The following is a 22,144-nucleotide window of genomic DNA, read 5'->3' as shown; positions in this document are numbered from 1 at the left end:
CCCTCGGAATCTGCCATGAACGCCATCTGGCTTGCCCTGTTCGGCTGCGTTGCCTTCGCCATCGGCTATCGCTTCTATTCCCGCTTTCTGGCCGAACGCATCTTCCGCCTCGACCCGAATTTCGTGACACCAGCCCATGCGCTGCGCGATGACACCGACTACCTGCCGACCAATCGTTGGGTGCTGTGGGGCCACCATTTCACCTCGGTGGCGGGCGCAGCCCCCATCGTCGGTCCGGCGATCGCCGTCTACTGGGGCTGGCTGCCGGCCGTGCTGTGGGTCGTACTGGGCAGTCTGTTCGCGGCAGGTGTGCATGATTTCGGCACCTTGACGCTGTCAGCGCGCCATCGCGGCCAGTCCGTCGGCACCCTGGCGGACAAGCTGATCGGCAAGCGTGCCAAGCTGCTGTTTCTGTTCATCATCCTGATTCTGGTCTTGATGCTGAACGCGGTGTTCGCTTGGGTGATCGCCAATCTGTTCATCAACTTCCCGGCCAGCGTGCTGTCGGTGTTGATCCAGATCCCGCTGGCGGTATGGATCGGTCATCGCGTCTATCGTCGTGGCGGCAAGATGTTGATCCCCTCGCTGCTCGCGCTGATGGTGATGTATGCCGCCGCCCTGCTGGCGGGCCAGTTCGAGTTCCTGCAGATCGATCTGGCCGGTGCCTTCACCGCCATGGCGGGTGGCGAGGATGCCACCTTGCTGTTCGGCCTTTCGCCCATCTCCAGCGCCTTCCTGGTGTGGATCATCGCGCTGATGAGCTATGTCTACATCGCATCGGTACTGCCGGTCTGGAAGCTGCTGCAGCCACGCGACACCATCAACTCTCACCAGCTGGTGGTCGGGCTGGTACTGCTGTATCTGGGGCTGGCCGTAGGTGGCCCGCATCTGACGGCGCCGGCCTTCAACGCCGATGCCGAGATGTCCTTCTACCCATTGCTGTTCATCACCATCGCCTGCGGCGCCATCTCTGGCTTCCACGGCCTGGTCGCCTCCGGGACCACCTCCAAGCAGCTGTCCCATGAACCGGATGCGCGCATGATCGGTTACTCCGGCGCGCTGGGCGAAGGCATGCTGGCGCTGATTTCCATCATCGCGGTGGCGACCCTGTTCGCAACCCAGGCCGACTTCACCGCAACCTATTCAAGCTTCGCCGCCGCCGGGGCCAATGGCCTCTCGAGCTTCGTTCAGGGATCCGGTCAGCTGATCTCGCACCTCGGCCTGCCCGCCAACGTCGGCAGTACGCTGGTCGCGGTCATCGTGGTCAGCTTCGCGGCGACGACGCTGGACTCCGCCGTGCGCCTGATGCGCTACATCATCGCGGAACTGGGCAGCGAATACGGCATGCCGGCGCTCAGCCACAAGCATGTCGCCACCAGCATCGCCGTCATCGCCAGTGCCGCACTGGTCATCCTGCCGCAGGGACCCAAGGGTTTCGGTTCCGGCGGCTACCTGCTGTGGCCGTTGTTCGGCACCAGCAATCAGCTGCTGGCGGGCATCTCGCTGATGCTGGTGTCGGTGTGGCTCAAGCGTCAGGGCCGCCCTGTCATCTATACCCTGGCCCCGATGGTCTTCTTGATGATCATGACGCTGTGGGCGATGGTGCAGCAGGTGGTGCTGGATTGGTCGGGCATGGGCAGCAACGACCCGCAATGGCTGTTGTTCACCTTCGGCAGCCTGATCATGGTGTTTGCGCTGTGGATCCTGCTCGAGGCCAGCCGCAGCCTGAAGTCTCCCGCCCGGGTGAGCGCTCATGAGAGCTGATGACGATACCCGGTTGGCGTCATCACCCCGCCAGCCGGGTCTGACACGGCGCCTGCTGACAGGCGCCATTCAGCTGCGGGATGGCTGGGAGGCCATGCTGCGCGTCAACCAGCAGCGCGATCTGGCGCAGCTTGCCCGTGAAGAGGAGGACATCTTCATGATGATGAGCTTCGCGGAGCTGATGGGCATTCCCAATCCGGCCCCCGCCGTCTCGCTGGAAATGCTGCCGCTGATGCTGGAACGCATGCATGACTGGCACCTGCGTCAGGGGCTTGAGCATTCACCGCTGGAGGGCATCAAGTGCTGTTGAGCAGGCTCTGGAAACGCGCAGCATCCCGCACGGCGAAAGATACGGCTGTCTGGGCAGGCACTCAGCCGTCAGCGGCTCACGAGACTTACGAGACTTACGAGACTCACGAGACTTACGAGACTCACGAGACTCACACTCACCAGTCTGGCCGAGCGCCGGAGCAAGCCGGGATATCCAAGCACCCCGAGATCTGGTTCTTCGGTGGCAAGGGCGGTGTCGGCAAGACCAGCTGCGCGGCCGCGCAGGCGCTGGCACTGGCGGAGAAAGGCGAAGCGACCCTGCTGGTGTCGACAGACCCCGCGCACAACCTCGGCGACCTGTTCGGTGCGATCGGTGGCAAGCCCTGCAACATCGCGCCGCGCCTCGACGTGATGGAACTGGACCCCGAGCGGGAATGCGACCGCTACCTGGAGGCGGTCCGCCACCGGATCGCCCCCCTGGTAAGTGGCGAGCGCAGTGCCACCGTGATGCGCCAGCTCGAGCTGTCACGCCACGCCCCCGGCACCAGTGAAGCGGCACTCTTCGATGCGCTGGTGGAGATCATCCTGACTCCGCCAGCCCCGCTGGAAGATGAAGCCCCACACTATCGCCATATCCTGTTCGATACGGCCCCCAGCGGGCACACCATTCGCCTGCTGAGTCTGCCCGAAGTGCTGGGCGGCTGGCTGGAGGGCATGCTGGGTCAGCGCAGGCGCGCCATCGCCGAACGCAGCCTGTGGCTGGACAGTCAGCAGGCATCAGAGACGCCAGGCGAAGAAGCGCCGGAAGACCCGATCAGCGAGGCGCTGGAGCAACGCCGTACGCGCTACGCAGCATTGCGTCAGCGCTTGAGCGATACCCGCCGGGCGCGCGTGATTCTGGTCAGCACGCCGGAGAAGCTGCCGTGTCTGGAGACGACCCGAACACGAGAGGCACTGGAAGCCCATGGCCTGGCCGTCGGCGGCTTGATCATCAATCAATGCCTGCCGGAGCCCGCCGCGCAAGGGGCTGGCGGTCCCTCCTCAACGCCCCACGAGTCGCAGGCTGACTGGGTCGCGACCTGGCGAGAACAGCAGCAACACTGGGCCGCCAGACTGGAGGAGGCCTTCGCTGATCGCCCATGCGTGCGTCTGCTGCGCCAACCACAGCTGCCGGAGGATCGCGCAAGCCTTGCCCCGCTGGTGGCACAGTTCACTGCGTTCCGCCCCTGGTCACCCACCCCTGCCGCGTCCTCTTGCGGTTGCGCTGCTCCCGCCAGATGACTCGAGAGGTCGCCATGCGCTTCAGCCCATCAGTGCTTCAGACCCTCAGCCCCCTCAGCACTTCCGCTCTCTCACCCTCCCGCTTTCCCGCTCTCCCGACCTCACGCTGATCCCTTATCCGCCCTGTGCTGACGACATGCATTTGCGCACGGGGTCGGGGAGTTCATCATTCAGACACTTCGATCTGATAACTTATTCAGAATTTGCGCATATTGATGCACCATCACTGCCCTGGCCTCACCTGACTTGTGCACGCACCTTGAGTGAGGCGAGGCATGTGCACGCCTACGGGCATGGCAAGCGAATTGCATTGTCTTGCATCCCCCTCCATGACGTTCAGCATGCTGCTCACATGGCAACAATCTGTTGCAACAGGGTGCGCAATAACTGCACAAAACAACCATACAGTCGCCTCGCCATTCCGATAGAATAGCGGGCTAAATATATTCCTCATCATGACATCGTTGCTTTGACCTGCCGCGCCTGCGGTGAGTCACAATGTGGCGATAGTGACGCACTTCAGCCCCTGAATTTCGTAAAGGACGCTCCATGGCCCCGACTTCCCCCAGTCAATCCCGCTTGCAGAGACACCCATTGGCTTTCAATGCCCGCCGCCTCGGCCTGCTTCCGGCAAGCCTGCTGCTGGTCGGTGCCCTGCTGGCCGGCTGTAGCGGCGACAAGGAGGAGGCTGGCCAAGGCTCCGCCGCAGGTGCCAGCCAGGCCGCTCAGGTCGATGTCGTCACCGTCACTGCCCAGGATGTACCGCTCACCACCGAACTTCCGGGCCGCACGCGTGCCTATCAGATCGCGGAAGTACGTCCGCAGGTCGGCGGCATCATCGAATCGCGCGACTTCACCGAAGGCAGTGACGTCGAGGAAGGTCAGGTGCTCTATCACATCGATTCGCGCACCTATCGCGCCGATGTCGAAAGCGCCAAGGCGAGCCTGGCGCGTGCCGAGGCGAGCCTCAACACCTCGAGCCTCAAGGCCAAGCGCTACAAGAACCTCGTCGCGCGCAAGATGGTCAGCCAGCAGGATTACGATGATGCCGTGGCCACCGTCGGCGAAGACCGTGCCGATGTCGCCTCGGCCAAGGCCGCGGTATCCAGCGCGCAGATCAACCTGGATTACACCAGGGTCACCTCACCGATCAGTGGCCGTATCGGCAAGTCCAGCGTCACCAAGGGCGCACTGGTCACGGCCAGCCAGGAAACAAGCCTGGCCACCGTCCAGCAGCTGGACCCCATCTATGTCGACCTGACCCAGTCCGCCACCGAGGTGCTGCGTCTCAAGCGTGAGCTGGGCGAGAATCGCGATGCCGCCACCGCACCGGTCCAGACGGAAGTCGAGCTGGTGATGGAAGACGGCAGCGTCTATGGCGCCAAGGGCAAGCTGCAGTTCGCGGATGTCACTGTCGACCAGGGGACCGGCATGGTCACGCTGCGCGCACTGTTCCCCAACGAAGATGAGCTGCTGCTGCCGGGCATGTTCGTGCGTGCCCGCCTGACCGAAGCCGTCGCCAAGGATGCCATCCTGATTCCGCAGAAGGCCGTGAGCCGTGACAGCACGGGCCAGGCCAGCGTGATGACGGTCAATGCCGAGAACAAGGTCGAGGCCAAGCAGGTCGTGATCGGTCAGGCCATCGACAATCAGTGGCTGGTGACCAGCGGCCTCGACAGCAATGACAAGGTCATCGTCAGCGGTCTGCAGAAGATCAAGCCGGGTGCCACGGTCGAGATCGCCTCGGACGAGACAGGCACTGACCAGAACGCCGCATCTCAGTCGCGGACTGCTGCCAGCAGCGACTCCTCGGAAAGTGAACAGGCCAGGACCGGCGATAGCCAGTAAGCCTGCCCCCGCTTTTCGCGCCACTGTCGCCAGCCAGACGAGAGACGCTTCTCGTGTGACTGGTGACCGTCCCGAACGACGTTCCAGGAGCCTCAAACGTCATGGCCAGATTCTTCATCGATCGCCCTATCTTTGCCTGGGTGCTCGCCATCATCGTGATGCTGGGGGGTATCTTCAGTATCCTCAAGCTACCGATCGAGCAGTACCCCTCGCTGGCCCCTACCAGCATCACCATTCAGGCTACCTACTCCGGTGCCTCCGCCCAGACGGTGGAAGACACGGTGACCCAGGTCATCGAGCAGCAGATGAACGGCATCGACAATCTGCTGTACATGAGCTCGACCTCGGACTCCCAGGGCAACGCCAGCATCGAGCTGAGCTTTGACACCGGCACCGACCCCGACATCGCCCAGGTTCAGGTACAGAACAAGCTGCAGCTGGCCACTCCGCGCCTGCCGCAATCCGTACAGAACCAGGGTGTCTCGGTCACCAAGTCCTCCGGCAGCTTCCTGATGGTCGCGGCCTTCGTCTCTGACGATGGCAGCATGACCAAGCAGCAATTGACCGACTATGTCGCCTCCGACATCCAGGATGAGGTCGCGCGTGTCCAGGGCGTCGGCGAGACCCAGCTGTTCGGCGCGCCGGGGGCCATGCGTGTCTGGCTCGACCCGCAGAAGCTCAACAACTTCAAGCTGACCACCAGCGACGTCACCACGGCTATCAGCACGCAGAACAACCAGATCGCCTCGGGCCAGCTGGGCAATCTGCCGGCGGAAGAAGGCCAGCAGCTCAACGCCACCATCGTGGCGCAGACCCTGTTTGAAACGCCGGAGCAGTTCGGCAACATCCTGCTCAAGACCCAGGAAGATGGCTCTCAGGTCTATCTGCGTGACGTCGGTCGCGCCGAGAAAGGCGCCGAGACCTACAGCACCGTCAGCCGCTACAACGGCAAGCCTGCTGCAGGCCTGGGGATCAAGCTGGCCTCGGGCGCCAACGCGCTGGACACCGTCCAGGCCGTCAAGGACCGCCTCGATGAGCTGTCCGCCTACTTCCCGCCTGGCATGAGCTTCAAGGTTCCGTACGACACCTCACCCTTCGTCAAGATCTCCATCGAAGAAGTGGTGATGACACTGCTGGAAGCCGTGGCACTGGTCTTCCTGGTGATGCTGCTGTTCCTGCAGAACTTCCGCGCCACCCTGATTCCGACCATCGCGGTCCCGGTCGTGCTGCTGGGCACCTTCGGGGTGCTGGAAGTGCTGGGCTTCTCCATCAATACCCTGACGATGTTCGCCATGGTGCTGGCCATCGGGCTATTGGTCGACGATGCGATCGTGGTGGTGGAAAACGTCGAACGCGTCATGCACGAAGAGAAGCTCTCGCCACTGGAAGCGACCCGCAAGTCGATGGGCCAGATCACCGGCGCACTGGTGGGTATCGGCCTGGTGCTGTCATCCGTGTTCATTCCGATGGCCTTCTTCCCCGGCACCACCGGCGCGATCTTCCGTCAGTTCTCGGTGACCATCGTCTCGGCGATGACGCTGTCGGTACTGGTGGCATTGATCCTGACGCCGGCTCTGTGCGCCACCCTGCTCAAGCCGACCAAGGAGAAGACCACCGGCTTCTTCGGCCTCTTCAACCGGGTCTTCGATCGCTCCAACGCGCGCTACCAGAAAGGCGTTGGCGGCATGCTCAAGCGCACCGGTCGCTCGATGCTGGTCTATGCATTGATCGTCGTCGGCTGTGGCGTGGTGTTCACGCGCATCTCGACCGGCTTCCTGCCGGATGAGGATCAGGGCTATCTGTTCAATCAGGTCATCCTGCCGGTGGGCTCCACTCAGGAGCAGACGCTCGAGACGCTGGAAAAGGTCGAGCATCACTTCCTGGTCGATCAGGAAGATGCGGTTCAGGAAATGTTCGACGTCGCCGGCTTCAGCTTCGCCGGTCGCGGTCAGAACATGGGCCTGGCCTTCATCAACCTGAAGCCGTGGGATGAGCGCGAGCGCGATTCCTTCAGCGTGGTCAGTGAAGCACAGAGCTACTTCGGCACCTTGAAGGAAGCCCTGGTCTTCGCCATCAACCCGCCGCCGATCATGGAGCTGGGCAACGCCAGCGGCTTCGACATGATGCTGGTCGACCGTGGCGGCATCGGCCACAAGGCACTGACCGACGCGCGCAACCAGCTGCTGGGCATGGCGGGCCAGAACCCAGCCGTGACCGGCCTGCGCCCCAATGGTCTGGAAGACAGCCCGCAGTTCACGCTCAACATCGACGAACTCAAGGCGACGGCGATGGGGGTCTCGCTGTCAGAGGTCTACTCGACGCTTTCCACGGCGTGGGGCTCGACCTACGTCAATGACTTCCTCGACAACGGTCGTACCAAGAAGGTCTATGTGCAGGCGGAAGCCAGTGCCCGCATGCAGCCGGAAGACCTCAAGAAGTGGTACGTACGCAACACCTCCGGCGAGATGGTGCCGCTGAGTGCCTTCATCAACGGCGAGTGGACCTACGGGTCGCCGCAGCTGGAACGCTACAACGGCGTCTCCTCGATGGAACTGCTGGGACAGGCGGCACCGGGTTACTCCACCGGTGAGGCCATGCAGGCCATGGAAGAGATGGTCAGCCAGCTCAACAATGGCGTCGCGCTGGAATGGACCGGCATCTCGCTGCAGGAATCCCAGAGTGGCGGCATGGCACCGTATCTGTATGCCATCTCGCTGGTCTTCGTCTTCCTGTGTCTGGCCGCGCTGTATGAGAGCTGGAGCATTCCGTTCTCCGTCATGCTGGTGGTACCGCTGGGGGTGCTGGGTGCCCTGCTCGCCACCTGGATGCGCGGACTCGACAATGACGTCTACTTCCAGGTCGGCCTGGTGACGACCATCGGGCTCTCGGCCAAGAACGCGATCCTGATCGTCGAGTTCGCCAAGGACCTTGAAGTGCAAGGTCGCTCGCTGATCGATGCCACCATGGAAGCCGTGCGCATGCGTCTGCGCCCGATCCTGATGACCTCGCTGGCCTTCACCCTGGGTGCCGTGCCACTGGCCATCTCGACGGGTGCGGGTGCCGCCAGCCGTCACGCCATCGGTAACGGCGTGATCGGCGGGATGATCTCGGCCACGGTGCTGGCGATCTTCCTGGTGCCGGTCTGCTATGTGGTCGTGCGCCGCCTCTTCGGTGAGCCGAAGGACCTCAAGCGAGCCCACGAAGCGGCCCGCCAGGAGGATGACCTTGTCTGATCTCTGATCACGACAGAAGCCTCATTGCTGTCACATTGCGTGACGGCCCTGCACGCCGCCCTCTCTGGGCGGCGTGCCTGTTTGCAGGCTGGCAAAAAAAGGCGCGCTCACGCGGCAAGCATTGAGTGCCATCAGCCTTTTGCGGCATCATGCTACTATCGAACACTGTTTGCCTGCGCAGGCCTGGTGCTCCTACAGCTCCTATACCTTCGCAGGTCCGCGTGTGCATGGGGCCAGGCCACTGACGGCGCATCCCCGAGAGCGCTTCCCCAAGAGCGCAACCACAGGCGTGGTCAAGCCGCGACTGACAACGCCTCTGCGCATGCCCCGAACACGCGCGGCACGGCGATACACCACCCGATCCCGCTGGAGCGACATGCCTCGTCCCCTTGCTGCCCTGCGCCGCTACACCCGGCGTACCTTTGAAACCCGTGATCCGCCGCAGGTGTTCGCGCCTGTCACGTCAGGCGTGTCACGGCGGCGGATGCGTGCCTGCGAGTGCTGCGACCTCGTCGTGGCACTGCCGGCGCTCAAGGCCGGCGAGCGCGCCCGCTGCCCGCGTTGCGATCATCTGTTCGCCCAGCGCCACGCCCATGCCGTGCAGCGCACCCTGGCACTGGCGATGGCGTGCCTGGTGATGCTGGTGCTGACGCTGCCCTTCGAGTTCATCGCCTTTGCCACCAGTGGCATCTCGGCAAGCCTCAGCCTGATCGATACGCCCGCCGCCCTGACGGCCGAGTCCTATCCTTCCCTGGCCGTGCTGCTGATCCTGACCATCGTGATGCTGCCGGCGCTCTACCTGCTGGGCGTCATCTATACGCATGCGGCCATCGGGCTGAAACTGCCCTTGCCAGGCATTCGCGGCATTGCGCGCACCCTGAGCCACCTGCGCCCCTGGATGATGGCGGATGTGTTTCTGGTCGGCGTGATGGTGAGCCTGGTCAAGATCGCCGGCATGGCCGATATCAGCTTCGGTCCTTCCTTCTGGGCGTTCTGCGCCTTCGCCCTGCTGATGACCAAGACGCTGGCCAGCATCGATGGGGATCGCATGTGGTTCGCGCTGGCAGGCGAGCCAGCCGCCCCCAGCGGTACCTTGCCAGGCATCGGCGCCGCCTTGCAGGGACTGGCCAGTTGCCATAGCTGCGGCCTGATCAACGCCTGCGGCGAACGGGAGGCTCACACCCACTGCCGCCGCTGTGGCGACCCTGTCCATCAGCGCAAGACGCAGAGCCTGCAGCGCACCTGGGCATGGCTGATCGCGGCGGCGATTCTGTACATCCCCGCCAATCTCTTCCCGATCATGACCACGGTCAGCCTCGGGGAGAATGACCCGCAGACGATTGCCGGCGGCATCGTGGTGCTCTGGTCACATGGTGACTGGCCCATCGCGATGGTCATCTTCATCGCCAGCATCCTGGTGCCGGCCTCGAAGATGATCGCCATCGCCTGGCTGTGCATCAGCGCCCAGCGCCCCGAGGTGCAGCATGCGCGAGCGCGGGTGACCCTGTACCGCATCACCGAATATGTCGGGCGCTGGTCGATGGTCGATGTCTTCGTGGTGGCGCTGCTGGCCGCGTTGATCCAGCTGGGCGCGCTGATGTCGGTCCACCCGGGGCCCGCGGCGCTGTCCTTTGCCTGCGTGGTGGTGCTGACGATGCTGTCGGCCTTGAGCTTCGACCCACGCCTTGTCTGGGACACCGAGACGGAGAAGACGATGATGGCGAACACGCTGTTCGGTGATCTGCCGCTGACGCCGCTGACGGGCGCCGCGTCTCTTGCTTCGTCCTCGCAGGCCACGCCTCCGTTCACGACGCCATTCACGACCCCGAATGCTTCCCGCAATCCCCCTTCCGCTGCCGCCTCACAGGATGACTTATGAGTGATGATTCTCGCGCACGTCGTGAAAGTCGACGCCGCCTTTCGCCGATCTGGATAGTCCCGATCGTGGCCCTGCTGATCGGCGCCTGGATGGTGTGGCACAACTACGCCAGCCGTGGCCCGCTGATCACGATCGAAATGGAGACAGCGGAAGGTATCGAGGCGGGCAAGACCCTGATCAAGACCCGGAATGTCGAGGTCGGCAAGGTCGAATCCGTGCGTCTGTCGGACAATCTCGACAAGACCATCGTCACCGCGCGCATGTCCAAGGACAGCGAGCGCATGCTCAATGCCGACTCGCGGCTCTGGGTCGTGAAGCCGCGCATCGGTCGTGAGGGCATCAGTGGCCTCAATACCGTGCTGTCGGGGGCCTATATCCAGCTTCAGCCCGGCGACAGCCGCGATGAGGAGGACAACTTCGTGGCGCTGGAGCAACCGCCGGTGACGACGCAGGACGCCAAGGGGCTGCGCATCGACCTCACCAGCAACGATGGCAGCGTGCTCTCGGATGGTGACCCCGTCACCTACGAGGGCTTCGTGGTCGGGCGCGTGGAATCCAGCGAGTTCCGCCCCAGCGAGAAGGAAATGCACTACACCCTGTATATCGACTCGCCCTACCATGAGCTGGTGACCTCCACCACGCGCTTCTGGTCCACCAGCGGGGTCAGCCTGCGCCTGGATTCCCAGGGCCTGCAGGTCGATGTCGGGTCACTGGAAAGCGTACTGAGCGGCGGGGTGGCCTTCGGCATTCCCGAAGACCTGCCGCGTGGTCGTCCAGTGGTCGAGAACACCTCCTTCACGCTGTATTCCGACCAGGAAGAGGCCCGTGAGGGCAGCTTCCACCAGGCCATCGACTACGTGATCATGGTCGACGATACCGTGCGTGGCCTGTCGCGCGGCGCGCCGGTGGAATTCCGCGGCGTCCGTCTCGGCACCGTGGTCAGCGTGCCCTATCGCCTGACTCACCAGCGCGTGCGGACGCTGTCGAGCTTCGAGATTCCGGTGCTGATACGCATCGAGCCCGAACGCCTCGAGGGGCAAGTGGATGATGAAGGCGTGGCGCAGTGGAAGAAGCGCCTCGAGCGCCTCTTCAAGCGTGGCATGCGCGCGACGCTGAAATCCGGCAACCTGCTGACCGGCGCCCTGTTCGTCGATCTCGACTTCTATGACAGTCCGCCGCCCTACAAGGCCGATACCTTCGATGATATCGAGGTCATGCCGAGCGTCTCGGGGGGCCTGGCGCAGATGGAAGCCAAGCTCAATGCCCTGCTCGACAAGCTCAATGCACTCGATGTCGAGCCGGTCCTGAGCAACCTGAACAAGACGCTGTCGGCCTCCGAGAGTCTGGTCAAGCGCCTCGACAAGACGGCCGGTCATGTCGATAGCCTGCTGGGTTCCGAGGCGGTACAGAAGCTGCCGGGCGATATCAGCACCAGCATCGACAACCTCAATCGCACCCTGGATGGTCTGACACCGGATTCTTCCGCCTACCGCAAGCTGGAAGGCGATCTCGAACGACTGGACCGCGTGCTCAAGAAGGCAGAACCACTGCTCGATACGCTGGAGAAGAATCCCTCCAGCCTGATCTTCGACAAGCCGACCACTCGCGATCCAATTCCAAGGGCCCAATGATGACGACAGCCATGAGTCTCTCGACCCGCACAGCCGCCATGCCGCAAGCATGCAGTCCATCTGCCTCACCGCGCACTTCAATGTCGCGCCAGGGCCGCTTCGGCGGCCTGATGGCAGGCTTGCTGATGCTCGGCACACTGGCGGGCTGCACGACTGCCGCCACCGGTGGCGCCTACCTGCTGCCGCAAACGACACAGGCCGCCGCCCAGCGCAGCGTTGCCGCCGATGCGCCCTTGCTGGAAGTGATGCCGGTGCAACTGGCCAGCTACCTGGAAGGCGGAAGTCTGGTCTATCAGACGGACGACATCACGCTGGTACAGGCCAGTCAGAACCTGTGGGCCGATGACCTGCAGGACATGCTGACCCGCCAGCTGCTCACGCAGCTCAAGGCCAGCCCCGCCCAACCGCTGAGCCAGTACCGTATCGCGGACACCAGCCTGAGCGGCCTCAAGGGCGCACGCCTGAGCGTAAGCCTGGATCGCTTCATCGGCCGCCACGATGGCCAGTCCGTCATCACCGGTCGCTGGCGCCTGCGCGGCGTGGATGGCAGCGTGCTGGAGGAAGGCGACATCCAGACGCTGACTCCCCTGACGGATGACGGCTATCCGGCGCTGGTCAATAGCCTGGGCGAAGGCTGGCGTGTGACCGGCGAGCAGTTGGCACGCGAGATCGCCAAGGCATTGCCCGCCACGGCGGATGCCAGCTGACGACCTGACGGTCTGATAGAAAAGAGCACGGTTGGATACCCAGAAAGCTGGATGCCCAGAAAGCGGGATGTCCAAAAAAAGAAGACCCCCGACGGAATCCGTCGGGGGTCTTCTTGTCTGGCGGCTAGCTGGCCTCAGCCTTGCTGGGGCAGCACCAGCTCACCGTCACGGATCTCGAAGCGCTTCACGTCCGGCTTGTCCTCGAGACGCACGGTGCGGGTCTCGTCACCCATGTCGACCTTGACGTCGTAGCCGACCACCTTGTCTGACGCGTCCTGCACCGTTTCGCAGCGCTGTTCGGTCGTGGTGTAGGTGTCGCCCTTCTTCATCTGGCCCTGGATCTGGTTGCCGGCATAACCGCCACCCACGGCGCCCGCGGCTGTCAGCACCTTCTTGCCATTGCCACCGCCAAACTGATTGCCCACCACACCGCCGACGATCGCGCCGACGGCCGTGCCGACGACATTGTGGGTGTCCTTGCTGGGCGCCTGATGCGTCACGGTCTCGTTGTGACAGACCTCGCGCGGGGTGGTCACGGTTTCCGTCACGGCATCCACCGCCACGATATCGGCATATTCAGGGCCTGAGTTGCTGGCCGTATAGCTGCCGATCGCCACTCCACCGCCAATGCCCAGTGCAGCCACGATCGCGCCAATCAGGATGGACTTGTTCATGCGTGTTCTCCTCACCGAATAGTGTTGCAGCCTGGCTCGTCGGCCAGTCAGCCATGCCCCTGGATGACACCTGAGAGGCTGGCTGCTGCGTTCGGAGAGTAATCTAACACTGTTCGATAAACTCGGTAATGTGGCAACTTCACCACCCGGTCGTCGCCATTTCGCAACATCGGACATGAAAAAGACGGGTTCTACGCTAGATCATGCCTTATATTAGCAATTTCTTGGCAAGCAGGCTTGCGGCCAGAAAACCCCGCTCATCGTCATGGCGCTGACGCGGGCTGTACGAGTCGGACAGGACGAACAGGGCCGGTGCGAGCGCCTCAGCTCGCACCGGCCCTTGCCTTGATGGCCCTGACCGCAAGTCACTCAATCCAGCTGATTGGCCGTGATGGACACGGCTTCATCGTTGCAGAACTGCACGCGGACATCTTCCCACCAGTTCAGCAGACGGCAGGACGTGTCATCGGCAATCGTCTCGCTGATATCACTGGGCTTGCCCAGCAACGAGATGGCCTGAGCCTCGCTCATGCCCTGCACCAGATAGCCATCATCCAGCGCTGAACGAATGCGGTACTGGCGCTGACTCTCCTCACGTGCGGCCAGGGCACGCTCCTTCTCACGCGCCAGGCGCTGTGCGGTCGGGTCTTCGCCTGAAGTCTCTTCTACCACGTCAGCGGCGGGCACCACCGTCAGCGAATCATCCAGCGTGACGGGGGTATCGCCCTGCTGGCAAGGCTGCTGCTGCCAGGTGGGCACCCCCGCCTGCATACAGCGAAAGATGCTGTTGCTGGCCTTGGCGGCAGGCGGCAGAGAGGGTGTCGCCGGGTCGGCAATCACTTGCGCCCGGGGCGCCTGCCCGTCACTCGAAGACGCTGCAGCATTCGGCGACTCCTCCGCCTGAACCGCCGCAAGCGGCATACCACTGACCAGCGTCGCCACCAGCAGTCCCCGCAAGAGCCGGCGCGACATCTGGCGTGAAACGCTGCCACAGGAATCCATCATCAACTTGTCTCTCCGCTTGGTGAGAGCGTGGATCACGCACGGATATCACGCCCAATGAGGTGAAATGGCAAAGCCATCATCCTTGCGTCAGCGCTTCCACTGATAGACCTCATCGGCGGTCTGCACATCGTCATGGTGACTGACATCAGAGCGACTGGGGGCCGAGGCCGCTTCGCCTGATCCATCGCCCGGAGTATCCAGTGGCGGTATGCCTGGCATGGCCAGGCTGTCGTGGCTGTGACCGTGGTCGGGGCTGTGGCCGTGATCAGACAGCTCGACCTGATCGAGACTGGCTGCACCGTGATCGGGCGTATCCCAGACGGTGACCACCCGATTGCGCCCTTCGCGCTTGGCACGGTACATGGCCTGATCGGCACGCTGCAGAAGGTCCGGCAGCAGTGATTCCGCGCAAGCGGCCGGTCCGCCCTGGGCCACCCCGATACTGATGGTGACCCGCAGCAGCTGGCCGTTGCTCAGCGTGAAGGCACGACTGTTGATCGAGAGCAGCAAGCGTTCGGCTGCGTGCTGGAGCCCTTCTCTGTCCTCCGTCGGGCACAGGGCCACGAACTCTTCTCCCCCCTGGCGGCACAACTGATCACTGCCGCGCAGGTGGTGACGCAGTCGTTGCGTCAGCTCTATCAGCACCTCATCGCCAATCGCATGCCCTTGGGTATCATTGATGGCCTTGAAGTGATCGACATCGATCATCAGCACTCCCAGGCCACCACGACTCAGCAGACGCGGCCCCTCTTCCAGCAAGGCAAAACGAGACAGCGCCCCCGTCAGCTGGTCATGGCGCAAGTCTCGACGGTAGCGCTTCTCGCGCTGCTCTGCCTCCCACCCGATCTGCACCGCCACCACCGCGATGAAGGTGACGGACATCACCAGGTTGACGACACTGGCCAGCGACATGAACTCGTAGGAGACGATATAGACCGGGCTGGTGAGGTATTGGGCGCCGATATAGAACAGCAGCAGGACACCACTGAACAGTAGCCGTTGAATGCGTGACAGGGACGCGATACAGACGAAGAAGATGGCGACGATATGGAAATACTCGAAGCCACCCTCGGCGCCGAACTGATATTCCCACCATGCCGCCTTGGCCGACATCGGCACCACCAGCAACAGCAACGCGGAATTCATGTACCCCTTGCGGTGGAACATGATGGCCAGGACGTTGAGCAGGACGCCGATGACATTGATCACCACCGGCTGCGGATAAGGCTGCAGGCCCAGCAGAGCGAAGTAGCCCAGCTGGCAGCCGAGCGCACTGATATAGATCCACATGAACAACTGATAAAGCACGAGGTGCCGCTCAGCCAGCCCCACTGGAGCTGGCCACCGCCACTTCATGTTTACCGTGCGCAAGACACCCTGCCGACTTCCCGCTTTGCGACGGCGATCTGCTTTCGCCATGATTCCTTCCTCATTTACGGCACTTCCCGTGTGCCTCCGCTGCGCGCTACCTGATGATTTTACCTGCCTATTCTATCTCACGCTGCTGTATGAAACGTGACAGCTCTTACCAGTGCGCATCCTTCAAGGCATGCAGCGCAGTCAAGCATGTGACTCACGTGTACCAGGCGCCCTCCCCTGCGAGACTGGCAATCCCATCACAGCGGCGTGGCTCACGTAGCAGGAGCCTGAGCGTGAAGCATCAGCAATCTCGAGGATCAGCAGTCGAAGATTCTCACAAAGTGGGCCTTGTGGGTGACTTGCAGAGTAGTTCAGAGAAGATTTAAGCCCTAGATTCAGTCGTGATGATGACCGGGCTGGAAAAAGTCCGTGACCAGTCAATGGTACTCTTGAGCATGGTAATGCTGACATCTCATCGCCAGCCTGCATGACCTAGACCACCTGGCCCTCGGGCCCTCCTCGACGTCTGAGGCAAGAACCGGGCAGACAATCGCCCGCCTTCGTGACACCATCAGCGCCTGGACATGGCAGTAGCCGTCACCCACTTTTCCCCGCCGTTTTTAGAGAAGAGAGACTGTAATGGACGCGACCACTCTGACACGCGACTTCCACCTGTGGCAGCGTTTCTCCAAGCAAGACCGCCTGGAACGTGAACATCGTGCTGCCCGCCGCAAGATCGCCGAAGCTGGCACCATGGCGACGCGCATGATCAAGGCCTATGAAAGCATGGCCGCCAAGGGCGTCTCCGAGAATGCATGCTATCGCACCATCTACAAGCAACGCGATGCGCAGGGTGAGATCATGGTGCGCGAAGGCTGGCTCAAGGTGCGTCGAGTGGTCGCGGAAGGCGGCACCACGCGTCTTCGCGGCACGCTGATGACGACGTTCAGCCTGCTGGCTGGCGAGCAGGAACCCGCCGATGCCAGCGTCGAGAAACTCACGCTCGAGGTGTATGACGAAATCGTCGCCGGCACCAAGATGAAGCTGGCCTGCAAGGTGGACCGTTGCGACGCCGATGACCAGACGGACTTCATCACCTTCCTGGATGCCGTACGCGGCGACCTCAAGCAGTGGGTGTGATGCGCCCAGGCGTGTACGCCAGCCCCTGATGAAGGGATAACTCCCTGAATCGGCTCAATGATGCCCACTCGCCTCGTGCAGTTGGCATCATTGCTGTCAGGGGCAAGAAAACTGCTGGCTCATGCCAGTACCGGCCTGCCGGGGCCTTTGTTTCCTAAATGGAATCTATCCATTTCCCATCTCGCACAGATAGCGACGAATATTGACCCGACAGACCGAAAATCCTGTCACTGTTGCGACAGTAGCAACCTGAGGTTACCCATCGTGCAGGAAACTCCTGGCCCTCGCCTGACTCACAGTACGCAGAACATGCTCGTCATCTGATTACAGGAGTCAGTCCATGAATGCCATTGCACCGTCGGCTTACCATACCCTCGACGTCGAAACGCTCTCTCATGTCACCTCCGCTCGTCTGCCTTTGCAGCCGATCGGCGACATCACCATGGATAGCCCGGCCAGTGAGCTGGTGACGGACTTTGCCGTCACCGCCGGTCGCAGCATTCAGGGCAGCGCCTCCATCGGTCAGGCACTGGCGACCATGAAACAGGCGGGGGTGCGTCTGCTGCTGGTCCACGATCATGATGGCACCTTCACCGGCGTGGTGACCTCGCGTGAGCTGCAGGGCGGCCGAGTCGTGATGCGTGCCATGACCCGCTTCAATGTTCAGCGCGACGAAGTCACTACCGACATGGTGCAGATACCCCGCGCGGAGCTGCAGGGCATTCCTCTCGCCGTGCTCAAGCGCGCCCGCGTCGGGGACCTGGTCGAGACACTGCGTCAGAGCGGCGAATCCCACCTGCTAGTGACCGAGCAGGGCGACGATGGCAAGCTCAGCGTGCGCGGACTGGTCGCCGCCTCCCGCGTCGGCAAGGCCTTAGGGCTCGATCTGGAACACCCGCCGGAAGCACGCAATTTCGCTGATATCTGCCGGGCCGTGCTGGGCAAGTACGAGTGACCCGACAAGGGTAGGCAGTGTTCTCAGTCATCTGGCTGACAGAGGCGTCATGAAGCCGCGTCCTGACAAGATGGTTTATCCCCAGACTGGTGCTTGATTCGGGAAAAATGCTCACAAACGGCGTATGATGTGGCTATCAGCGCGAGATATCACTTGGCAGGCAGCATGGAAGCGCCTGTCGGTCAGAGAGATGACTCGGGCTCTGACGGATATACTCAGCCAACGGATGGTGTAGATGAGGATTTCAGCCATGCCATTACGCTCACTGCGTGATCATCTTTTCAAGCAGCGCCACGTCGAGGTGCTCGTCATCAAACAGATTGATGGCGAGCTCGTGCATGTGTGTGGTGCCGGCATCGTGGAAGGCAGCGGCAGCGTCAGTCACAAGCGGCGTGAGCTGCAGCGTGACAACCATGCCTTTCCGGTGCGCATGCATGATGGCAATCAGGTGCTTCAGCCGGACGACTTCAATCGTCTGGTGCTGCTGGAGGAAGTGACTCTGCATCCCCTTGGCTGCCAGCCGAAGGAGGCCATCTCGCTGGAGGTGGCTGGCCATCGCTATCGTGTCGCGCATACCCCCATGCGCTGCTGGCACTTCCGCGGCCACCTCGTGCTGGAGCGCACGCCCCAGGGCATGCTGCTGAGCACTGAGGACATGACCCTGATTCGCGCCAAGGCGAGTCGCCAGCCAGTCTCCAATACGGCACGCGCCAATGCCGAGCGCCTGCAGAAGACGCCCGCATGGCGCAATGTCGCTCCCCGCGGCCACGATGTGCATGCCGACGGCGCCACGACGCGTCAACGCGCGGCAGCACGCAGGATCGACAGCCCGACACGCGAGCTGGAGCTGGAGCCCAAGTACTGAGGCACAGGAGCGGCGCATCACGACGGGGACATTGAGCCAGGACAGATGTATCGAGAAAGGCGCATTGAGACAGAACGCTCGGCAATTGCCGAGCGTTCTGCCGTCCAGGGCCCGGTTCGAGGAAGAACGGCTCGCGGCAAGACAGCTCGCGGCAAGACAGCTTGAGCATATGCCGGTATTCTCACAGACCTGTCCTCTCGTTCAGGTTTCCTCATGCGCCGAATGCCAGCATCCCTTTTCCTGCTCATCCTGATTCTGGTCGCCCTGAACCTGCGTCCGGCGCTGTCATCCCTGGCGCCCCTGCTGGATCGCATCACCCAGGACCTGGGACTGAGCACGCTGGCAGCAGGCCTTCTCACCACACTGCCCGTCGTCTGCCTGGGGCTCTTCGCCCCACTGGCACCGCGCCTGGCCCGCCGCCTGGGGGTAGAGCGCACCCTCAGCCTTGCCCTGGTCACTCTCGGCATCGCCCTGTGGTTGCGGGCCAGTGACATGGCGCTGCTGCTGTATCTCGGCACCCTGTTATGTGGCGGCAGCATCGGCGTCGCCGGCACCCTGCTGCCCGCCATCGTCAAGCGTGAGCATCCTGAGCGAGCCGACCTGTTCACCGGCGTTTACACCATGGCGCTATGTCTTGGTGCGGCGCTGGCCGCGGGACTCAGCGTGCCACTGGCCAATCTTCTCGACAGCTGGCAAGCCTCATTGGCCTGCTGGGCGCTGCTTGTGGTGATCGCGCTTCCCGCCTGGCGCCTGAGCATGCCCCACCCGTGGCCAGAGAAGATGACCAGCCAACAGCAGGCCACCCCCCGCCTGTGGCACCTGCCGCTGGCCCGCCAGGTCACCTTCTTCATGGGCTGCCAGTCTTCCCTGGCCTATATCGTCTTTGGCTGGCTGCCTTTCCTGCTCCAGCAACGCGGTCTGAGCGATATCGAATCCGGCTGGCTGATGGCCGCCTCGGTGATGGCACAGGTGCTCACCGCCCTGCTGGCCCCCGTGATCGGCCGCATGGGGCGCGACCAGCGCCCCGCCATCCTGCTGCTGTTGTCCTGTACCGCCATCGGCCTGCTGGGACTGATGATTGGGCCGCTGTCACTGCGCTGGCTGTTCGCCGTGCTGCTCGGTTTCGGCCAGGGGGGCAGCTTCTCGATGGCATTGACGCTGCTGGTGCTGCGCACCTCCGATGCACGTCTGGCGGGCGCCCTCTCCGGCATGGCACAAGGCACCGGCTACATGCTGGCCGCCCTCGGGCCACTCGCCGTCGGCATTCTGCTGGAAATCACGGCCGACCTGCGCGTGATCGCGTCGCTGTTCGCGCTGATCCTGCTGAGCGCCGCCATGCTTGGCTTCCAGGTCGGCAGGCGTCGCCGTATCTGCCTGCGCGAGGATGGCAGCGCCGAAGTGGTCGATGGCTGACATCTTCTCCCCTCAAGGGGTGAGGCAAGGCCCCACCAAGGCATCAATATTATCTGTCATTCATGCCTGGATGATAGATTTTACCGATACTATATGTCGTTGAAATTTATATATTCCGAATGTCTCATTTGGATTCCTCTGGTGTCGCTCTACCCTCTGAGTTCTCGTTGTAAAGCAACGAACATTGCGCCCTGCCATGTTCGAACGGCACTGCCATGTTCGAACTGCTCGGCAATGTTTCGAACAGCCAGGCAATGTTCGACCTGCTTCGCAACGAGACCCTCATAACAACAATCTCACACCCAGAGGCACATGCTCATGTCCTTCGAAAGGATTCGATTGTCCTCCCCCGGCTCGGGAGACACCTCATGCTGTCATTGATCGGCGTAGCCATCATCGTCATCGGCCTGGCACTGCGCCTCAATGCGCTGCTGGTGGTGCTGGTGGCAGGTTTCTCCTCCGGCCTGGTGGCCGGCATGTCCCCCACTGAAATTCTCGCCGCGCTCGGTCAGGCCTTTACCGACAACCGCGCCGTCTCGCTGTTCATCATCACCCTGCCGGTGATCGGGCTGCTCGAGCGCAATGGACTGCGCGATCAGGCCGAACATCTGGTCCAGAAACTGCGAGCCGCCAGCGCCGGGCGCATCTCCTTCAGCTACCTGGTGCTGCGCAAGGCGACCAATGCCTTCGGCCTGCAGCTCGGTGGTCACCCGGCGATGATCCGACCGCTGGTCGCCCCGATGTCAGTCGGCGCCGCCGAACGTGATCTCCCCGAAGAGGCGCTGAGCTCGCCACGCTTCAAGGCCCTGAGCCAACGCATCCGCGTTCTGAATGCCGTCAGCGAGAACTTCGGCAACTTCTTCAGCCAGCTGATCTTCGTGGCTTCTGGCGGGTTGTTGCTGATCAAGAGCGTGCTCGACAAGAGTGGCGCCAGCGTCAGCCTGGCCGACATGGCAATGTATGCCATTCCCACCGCGCTGGTGTCACTGGTGGTGGTCTTCGTGCTCTGCCGCCGGCTGGACGCGCGCATTCGCCGTGAACAACAGCTGCTGCGCGAGGAATACCCCCAGCCCTCCGGCCAGGCCAACGCGACACCAGGCAAGGACACCTTCACCACTTCTGCGACGGAGAGCCACTCATGAACGGTATCGACGCTCTCTACCTGATTACCGGCTTCGCCATCATGGCCTTTGCCGTCTTGACGCTCACCGATCGTGATCATCCGCGCAGACTCGGCACCACTGCCTTCTGGATGATCTTCGGCATCAGCCTGGCATTTGGCCAGTGGCTGCCCGATGTCGTGGTCGGACTTGCCATGCTGGCGCTGGCCCTGCTGGCCGCCACCGGCCAGCTCGGGTTCGGCAACTACGGCCAGTTGAGCGATGAGGCGCGTCAGGCGCGCCGCAAGCGTCTCGGGTCGCGCCTGTTCATCCCCGCGCTGGTGATTCCGGTCGGCACCTTCCTTTACACCCTCACGACAGGTCAGAGTGCGCTGGTCGGCCTTGGCGTCGCGACGGTACTGGCCTTTGCCGTGGCACTGCTGCTGCTGCGCGAGAGCTCGGCGACCGGCATGCAGGAAGGTCGCCGCCTGGCCGATGCCATCGGCTGGGCCGCCATCCTGCCGCAATTCCTGGCCGCGCTTGGCCTGCTGTTCGATCAGGCCGGCGTCGGCCAGACCATCGCCGGGCTGGTCTCGAGCGTGGTGCCGGATACCAGCCTGATCGCCTGCGTGATTGCCTACTGCGTCGGCATGGCCGTGTTCACCATGCTGATGGGCAACGGCTTCGCGGCCTTTGCGGTCATCACCTCCGGTATCGGCTATCCGCTGGTCATCGCGCTGCATGGCGGCAACCCGGCCATCGTCGGCGTGCTGGGCATGCTGTCCGGCTACTGCGGCACACTGATGACGCCGATGGCCGCCAACTTCAACATCGTGCCGGCCGCCCTGCTGGAACTGGATGACCGCTACCACATCATTCGCGCACAGATACTGCCTGCGCTGGTCATGCTGGCCGCCAACATCAGCCTGATGCTGCTGCTGGCCTTCTGATCTCCCACTCTTACCCGCGCATCGATCACCGCCAGCCGTGACCAGCGGTGATCGATGCCAGCCAAGGAAT

The 22,144-nt window shown here is 62.8% G+C and carries 17 protein-coding genes; 14 read left to right on the top strand and 3 right to left on the bottom strand.

The annotated features are described in order from the left end of the window. Positions 1-15 precede the first annotated feature (15 nt). The 8 genes from LCW13_RS04890 to LCW13_RS04855 all read left to right on the top strand — a co-directional run bounded on the left by LCW13_RS04890 (position 16) and on the right by LCW13_RS04855 (position 12,613). Positions 16-1,764: a carbon starvation CstA family protein gene (locus tag LCW13_RS04890; protein ID WP_225347729.1), complete on the top strand. Its 1,749-nt coding sequence runs from the start codon at positions 16-18 to the stop codon at positions 1,762-1,764. After that, positions 1,754-2,074, top strand: coding sequence for a cory-CC-star protein (locus tag LCW13_RS04885; protein WP_199852375.1), 321 nt, complete (start codon positions 1,754-1,756; stop codon positions 2,072-2,074). Before LCW13_RS04890 ends, LCW13_RS04885 begins: the two co-directional genes overlap by 11 nt. Then, entirely contained in the window at positions 2,065-3,315 is a 1,251-nt protein-coding gene (locus tag LCW13_RS04880; protein ID WP_225347728.1) for an ArsA family ATPase, read from the top strand. The genes LCW13_RS04885 and LCW13_RS04880 overlap by 10 nt, the downstream gene beginning before the upstream one ends. Positions 3,316-3,864: 549 nt before the next feature. Beyond that, positions 3,865-5,163, top strand: coding sequence for an efflux RND transporter periplasmic adaptor subunit (locus tag LCW13_RS04875; protein WP_225347727.1), 1,299 nt, complete (start codon positions 3,865-3,867; stop codon positions 5,161-5,163). A gap of 101 nt (positions 5,164-5,264) precedes the next feature. Further along, the gene (locus tag LCW13_RS04870; RefSeq protein WP_215824022.1) at positions 5,265-8,396 is read left to right on the top strand and encodes an efflux RND transporter permease subunit; all 3,132 of its coding nucleotides are present in this window, start codon (positions 5,265-5,267) and stop codon (positions 8,394-8,396) included. A 376-nt stretch (positions 8,397-8,772) separates the two neighbouring features. After that, on the top strand, positions 8,773-10,275 hold the full coding sequence (locus LCW13_RS04865; RefSeq protein WP_225347726.1) for a paraquat-inducible protein A: 1,503 nt from the start codon (positions 8,773-8,775) through the stop codon (positions 10,273-10,275). After that, positions 10,272-11,906 (top strand): intermembrane transport protein PqiB, encoded by a 1,635-nt coding sequence (pqiB, locus tag LCW13_RS04860; RefSeq protein ID WP_225347725.1) that lies wholly within the window; start codon positions 10,272-10,274, stop codon positions 11,904-11,906. Before LCW13_RS04865 ends, pqiB begins: the two co-directional genes overlap by 4 nt. A gap of 80 nt (positions 11,907-11,986) precedes the next feature. Beyond that, positions 11,987-12,613, top strand: a complete 627-nt coding sequence (locus tag LCW13_RS04855) for a PqiC family protein (RefSeq protein WP_225347724.1) — start codon at positions 11,987-11,989, stop codon at positions 12,611-12,613. Positions 12,614-12,747: 134 nt separating this feature from the next. Here the strand turns inward: LCW13_RS04855 and LCW13_RS04850 are convergent, their stop codons facing one another. The 3 genes from LCW13_RS04850 to LCW13_RS04840 all read right to left on the bottom strand — a co-directional run bounded on the left by LCW13_RS04850 (position 12,748) and on the right by LCW13_RS04840 (position 15,582). After that, entirely contained in the window at positions 12,748-13,287 is a 540-nt protein-coding gene (locus tag LCW13_RS04850; protein ID WP_043331847.1) for a glycine zipper 2TM domain-containing protein, read from the bottom strand. 369 nt (positions 13,288-13,656) lie between these two features. After that, a complete protein-coding gene (locus tag LCW13_RS04845; RefSeq protein ID WP_225347723.1) occupies positions 13,657-14,292 on the bottom strand; it encodes a flagellar basal body L-ring protein FlgH in 636 nt (211 codons plus the stop codon). 87 nt (positions 14,293-14,379) lie between these two features. After that, positions 14,380-15,582 carry a GGDEF domain-containing protein gene (locus tag LCW13_RS04840; RefSeq protein WP_225347722.1) on the bottom strand — a complete coding sequence of 401 codons (1,203 nt, stop codon included), beginning with the start codon at positions 15,580-15,582 and terminating at the stop codon, positions 14,380-14,382. A gap of 708 nt (positions 15,583-16,290) precedes the next feature. Here LCW13_RS04840 and LCW13_RS04835 point away from each other — a divergent pair. The 6 genes from LCW13_RS04835 (at position 16,291) to LCW13_RS04810 (ending at position 22,074) form a co-directional block, all read left to right on the top strand. Then, entirely contained in the window at positions 16,291-16,791 is a 501-nt protein-coding gene (locus LCW13_RS04835) for a hypothetical protein (RefSeq protein ID WP_225347721.1), read from the top strand. A 340-nt stretch (positions 16,792-17,131) separates the two neighbouring features. Further along, positions 17,132-17,746, top strand: a complete 615-nt coding sequence (locus LCW13_RS04830; RefSeq protein ID WP_225347720.1) for a CBS domain-containing protein — start codon at positions 17,132-17,134, stop codon at positions 17,744-17,746. A 250-nt stretch (positions 17,747-17,996) separates the two neighbouring features. Beyond that, a complete protein-coding gene (locus tag LCW13_RS04825) occupies positions 17,997-18,611 on the top strand; it encodes a hypothetical protein (protein ID WP_225347719.1) in 615 nt (204 codons plus the stop codon). A 222-nt stretch (positions 18,612-18,833) separates the two neighbouring features. Further along, a complete protein-coding gene (locus LCW13_RS04820) occupies positions 18,834-20,024 on the top strand; it encodes an MFS transporter (protein WP_225347718.1) in 1,191 nt (396 codons plus the stop codon). Between the two features lie 368 nt (positions 20,025-20,392). Further along, positions 20,393-21,166, top strand: coding sequence for a DUF969 domain-containing protein (locus LCW13_RS04815; protein WP_225347717.1), 774 nt, complete (start codon positions 20,393-20,395; stop codon positions 21,164-21,166). Continuing rightward, complete coding sequence (locus tag LCW13_RS04810; RefSeq protein ID WP_225347716.1) at positions 21,163-22,074, top strand: DUF979 domain-containing protein; 912 nt, start codon at positions 21,163-21,165, stop codon at positions 22,072-22,074. The genes LCW13_RS04815 and LCW13_RS04810 overlap by 4 nt, the downstream gene beginning before the upstream one ends. Positions 22,075-22,144 lie beyond the last annotated feature (70 nt).

The organism is Cobetia amphilecti (assembly GCF_020217465.1).
GTDB classification, from domain to species: domain Bacteria; phylum Pseudomonadota; class Gammaproteobacteria; order Pseudomonadales; family Halomonadaceae; genus Cobetia; species Cobetia amphilecti.
Note: the sequence above shows the minus strand (reverse complement) of the source record. Positions and strands in the feature narration are given on the sequence as shown.

What these genes read in the sequence shown, in the direction of transcription:
- LCW13_RS04885 (WP_199852375.1), top strand. Translation starts at nt 1,754, where the DNA reads ATGAGAGCTGATGACGATACCCGGTTGGCGTCATCACCCCGCCAGCCG.
- LCW13_RS04845 (WP_225347723.1), bottom strand. Translation starts at nt 14,292, where the DNA reads ATGATGGATTCCTGTGGCAGCGTTTCACGCCAGATGTCGCGCCGGCTC.
- LCW13_RS04870 (WP_215824022.1), top strand. Translation starts at nt 5,265, where the DNA reads ATGGCCAGATTCTTCATCGATCGCCCTATCTTTGCCTGGGTGCTCGCC.
- pqiB (WP_225347725.1), top strand. Translation starts at nt 10,272, where the DNA reads ATGAGTGATGATTCTCGCGCACGTCGTGAAAGTCGACGCCGCCTTTCG.
- LCW13_RS04825 (WP_225347719.1), top strand. Translation starts at nt 17,997, where the DNA reads ATGCCATTACGCTCACTGCGTGATCATCTTTTCAAGCAGCGCCACGTC.
- LCW13_RS04865 (WP_225347726.1), top strand. Translation starts at nt 8,773, where the DNA reads ATGCCTCGTCCCCTTGCTGCCCTGCGCCGCTACACCCGGCGTACCTTT.
- LCW13_RS04850 (WP_043331847.1), bottom strand. Translation starts at nt 13,287, where the DNA reads ATGAACAAGTCCATCCTGATTGGCGCGATCGTGGCTGCACTGGGCATT.
- LCW13_RS04820 (WP_225347718.1), top strand. Translation starts at nt 18,834, where the DNA reads ATGCCAGCATCCCTTTTCCTGCTCATCCTGATTCTGGTCGCCCTGAAC.
- LCW13_RS04875 (WP_225347727.1), top strand. Translation starts at nt 3,865, where the DNA reads ATGGCCCCGACTTCCCCCAGTCAATCCCGCTTGCAGAGACACCCATTG.
- LCW13_RS04810 (WP_225347716.1), top strand. Translation starts at nt 21,163, where the DNA reads ATGAACGGTATCGACGCTCTCTACCTGATTACCGGCTTCGCCATCATG.
- LCW13_RS04835 (WP_225347721.1), top strand. Translation starts at nt 16,291, where the DNA reads ATGGACGCGACCACTCTGACACGCGACTTCCACCTGTGGCAGCGTTTC.
- LCW13_RS04840 (WP_225347722.1), bottom strand. Translation starts at nt 15,582, where the DNA reads ATGTGGATCTATATCAGTGCGCTCGGCTGCCAGCTGGGCTACTTCGCT.
- LCW13_RS04855 (WP_225347724.1), top strand. Translation starts at nt 11,987, where the DNA reads ATGTCGCGCCAGGGCCGCTTCGGCGGCCTGATGGCAGGCTTGCTGATG.
- LCW13_RS04815 (WP_225347717.1), top strand. Translation starts at nt 20,393, where the DNA reads ATGCTGTCATTGATCGGCGTAGCCATCATCGTCATCGGCCTGGCACTG.
- LCW13_RS04830 (WP_225347720.1), top strand. Translation starts at nt 17,132, where the DNA reads ATGAATGCCATTGCACCGTCGGCTTACCATACCCTCGACGTCGAAACG.
- LCW13_RS04890 (WP_225347729.1), top strand. Translation starts at nt 16, where the DNA reads ATGAACGCCATCTGGCTTGCCCTGTTCGGCTGCGTTGCCTTCGCCATC.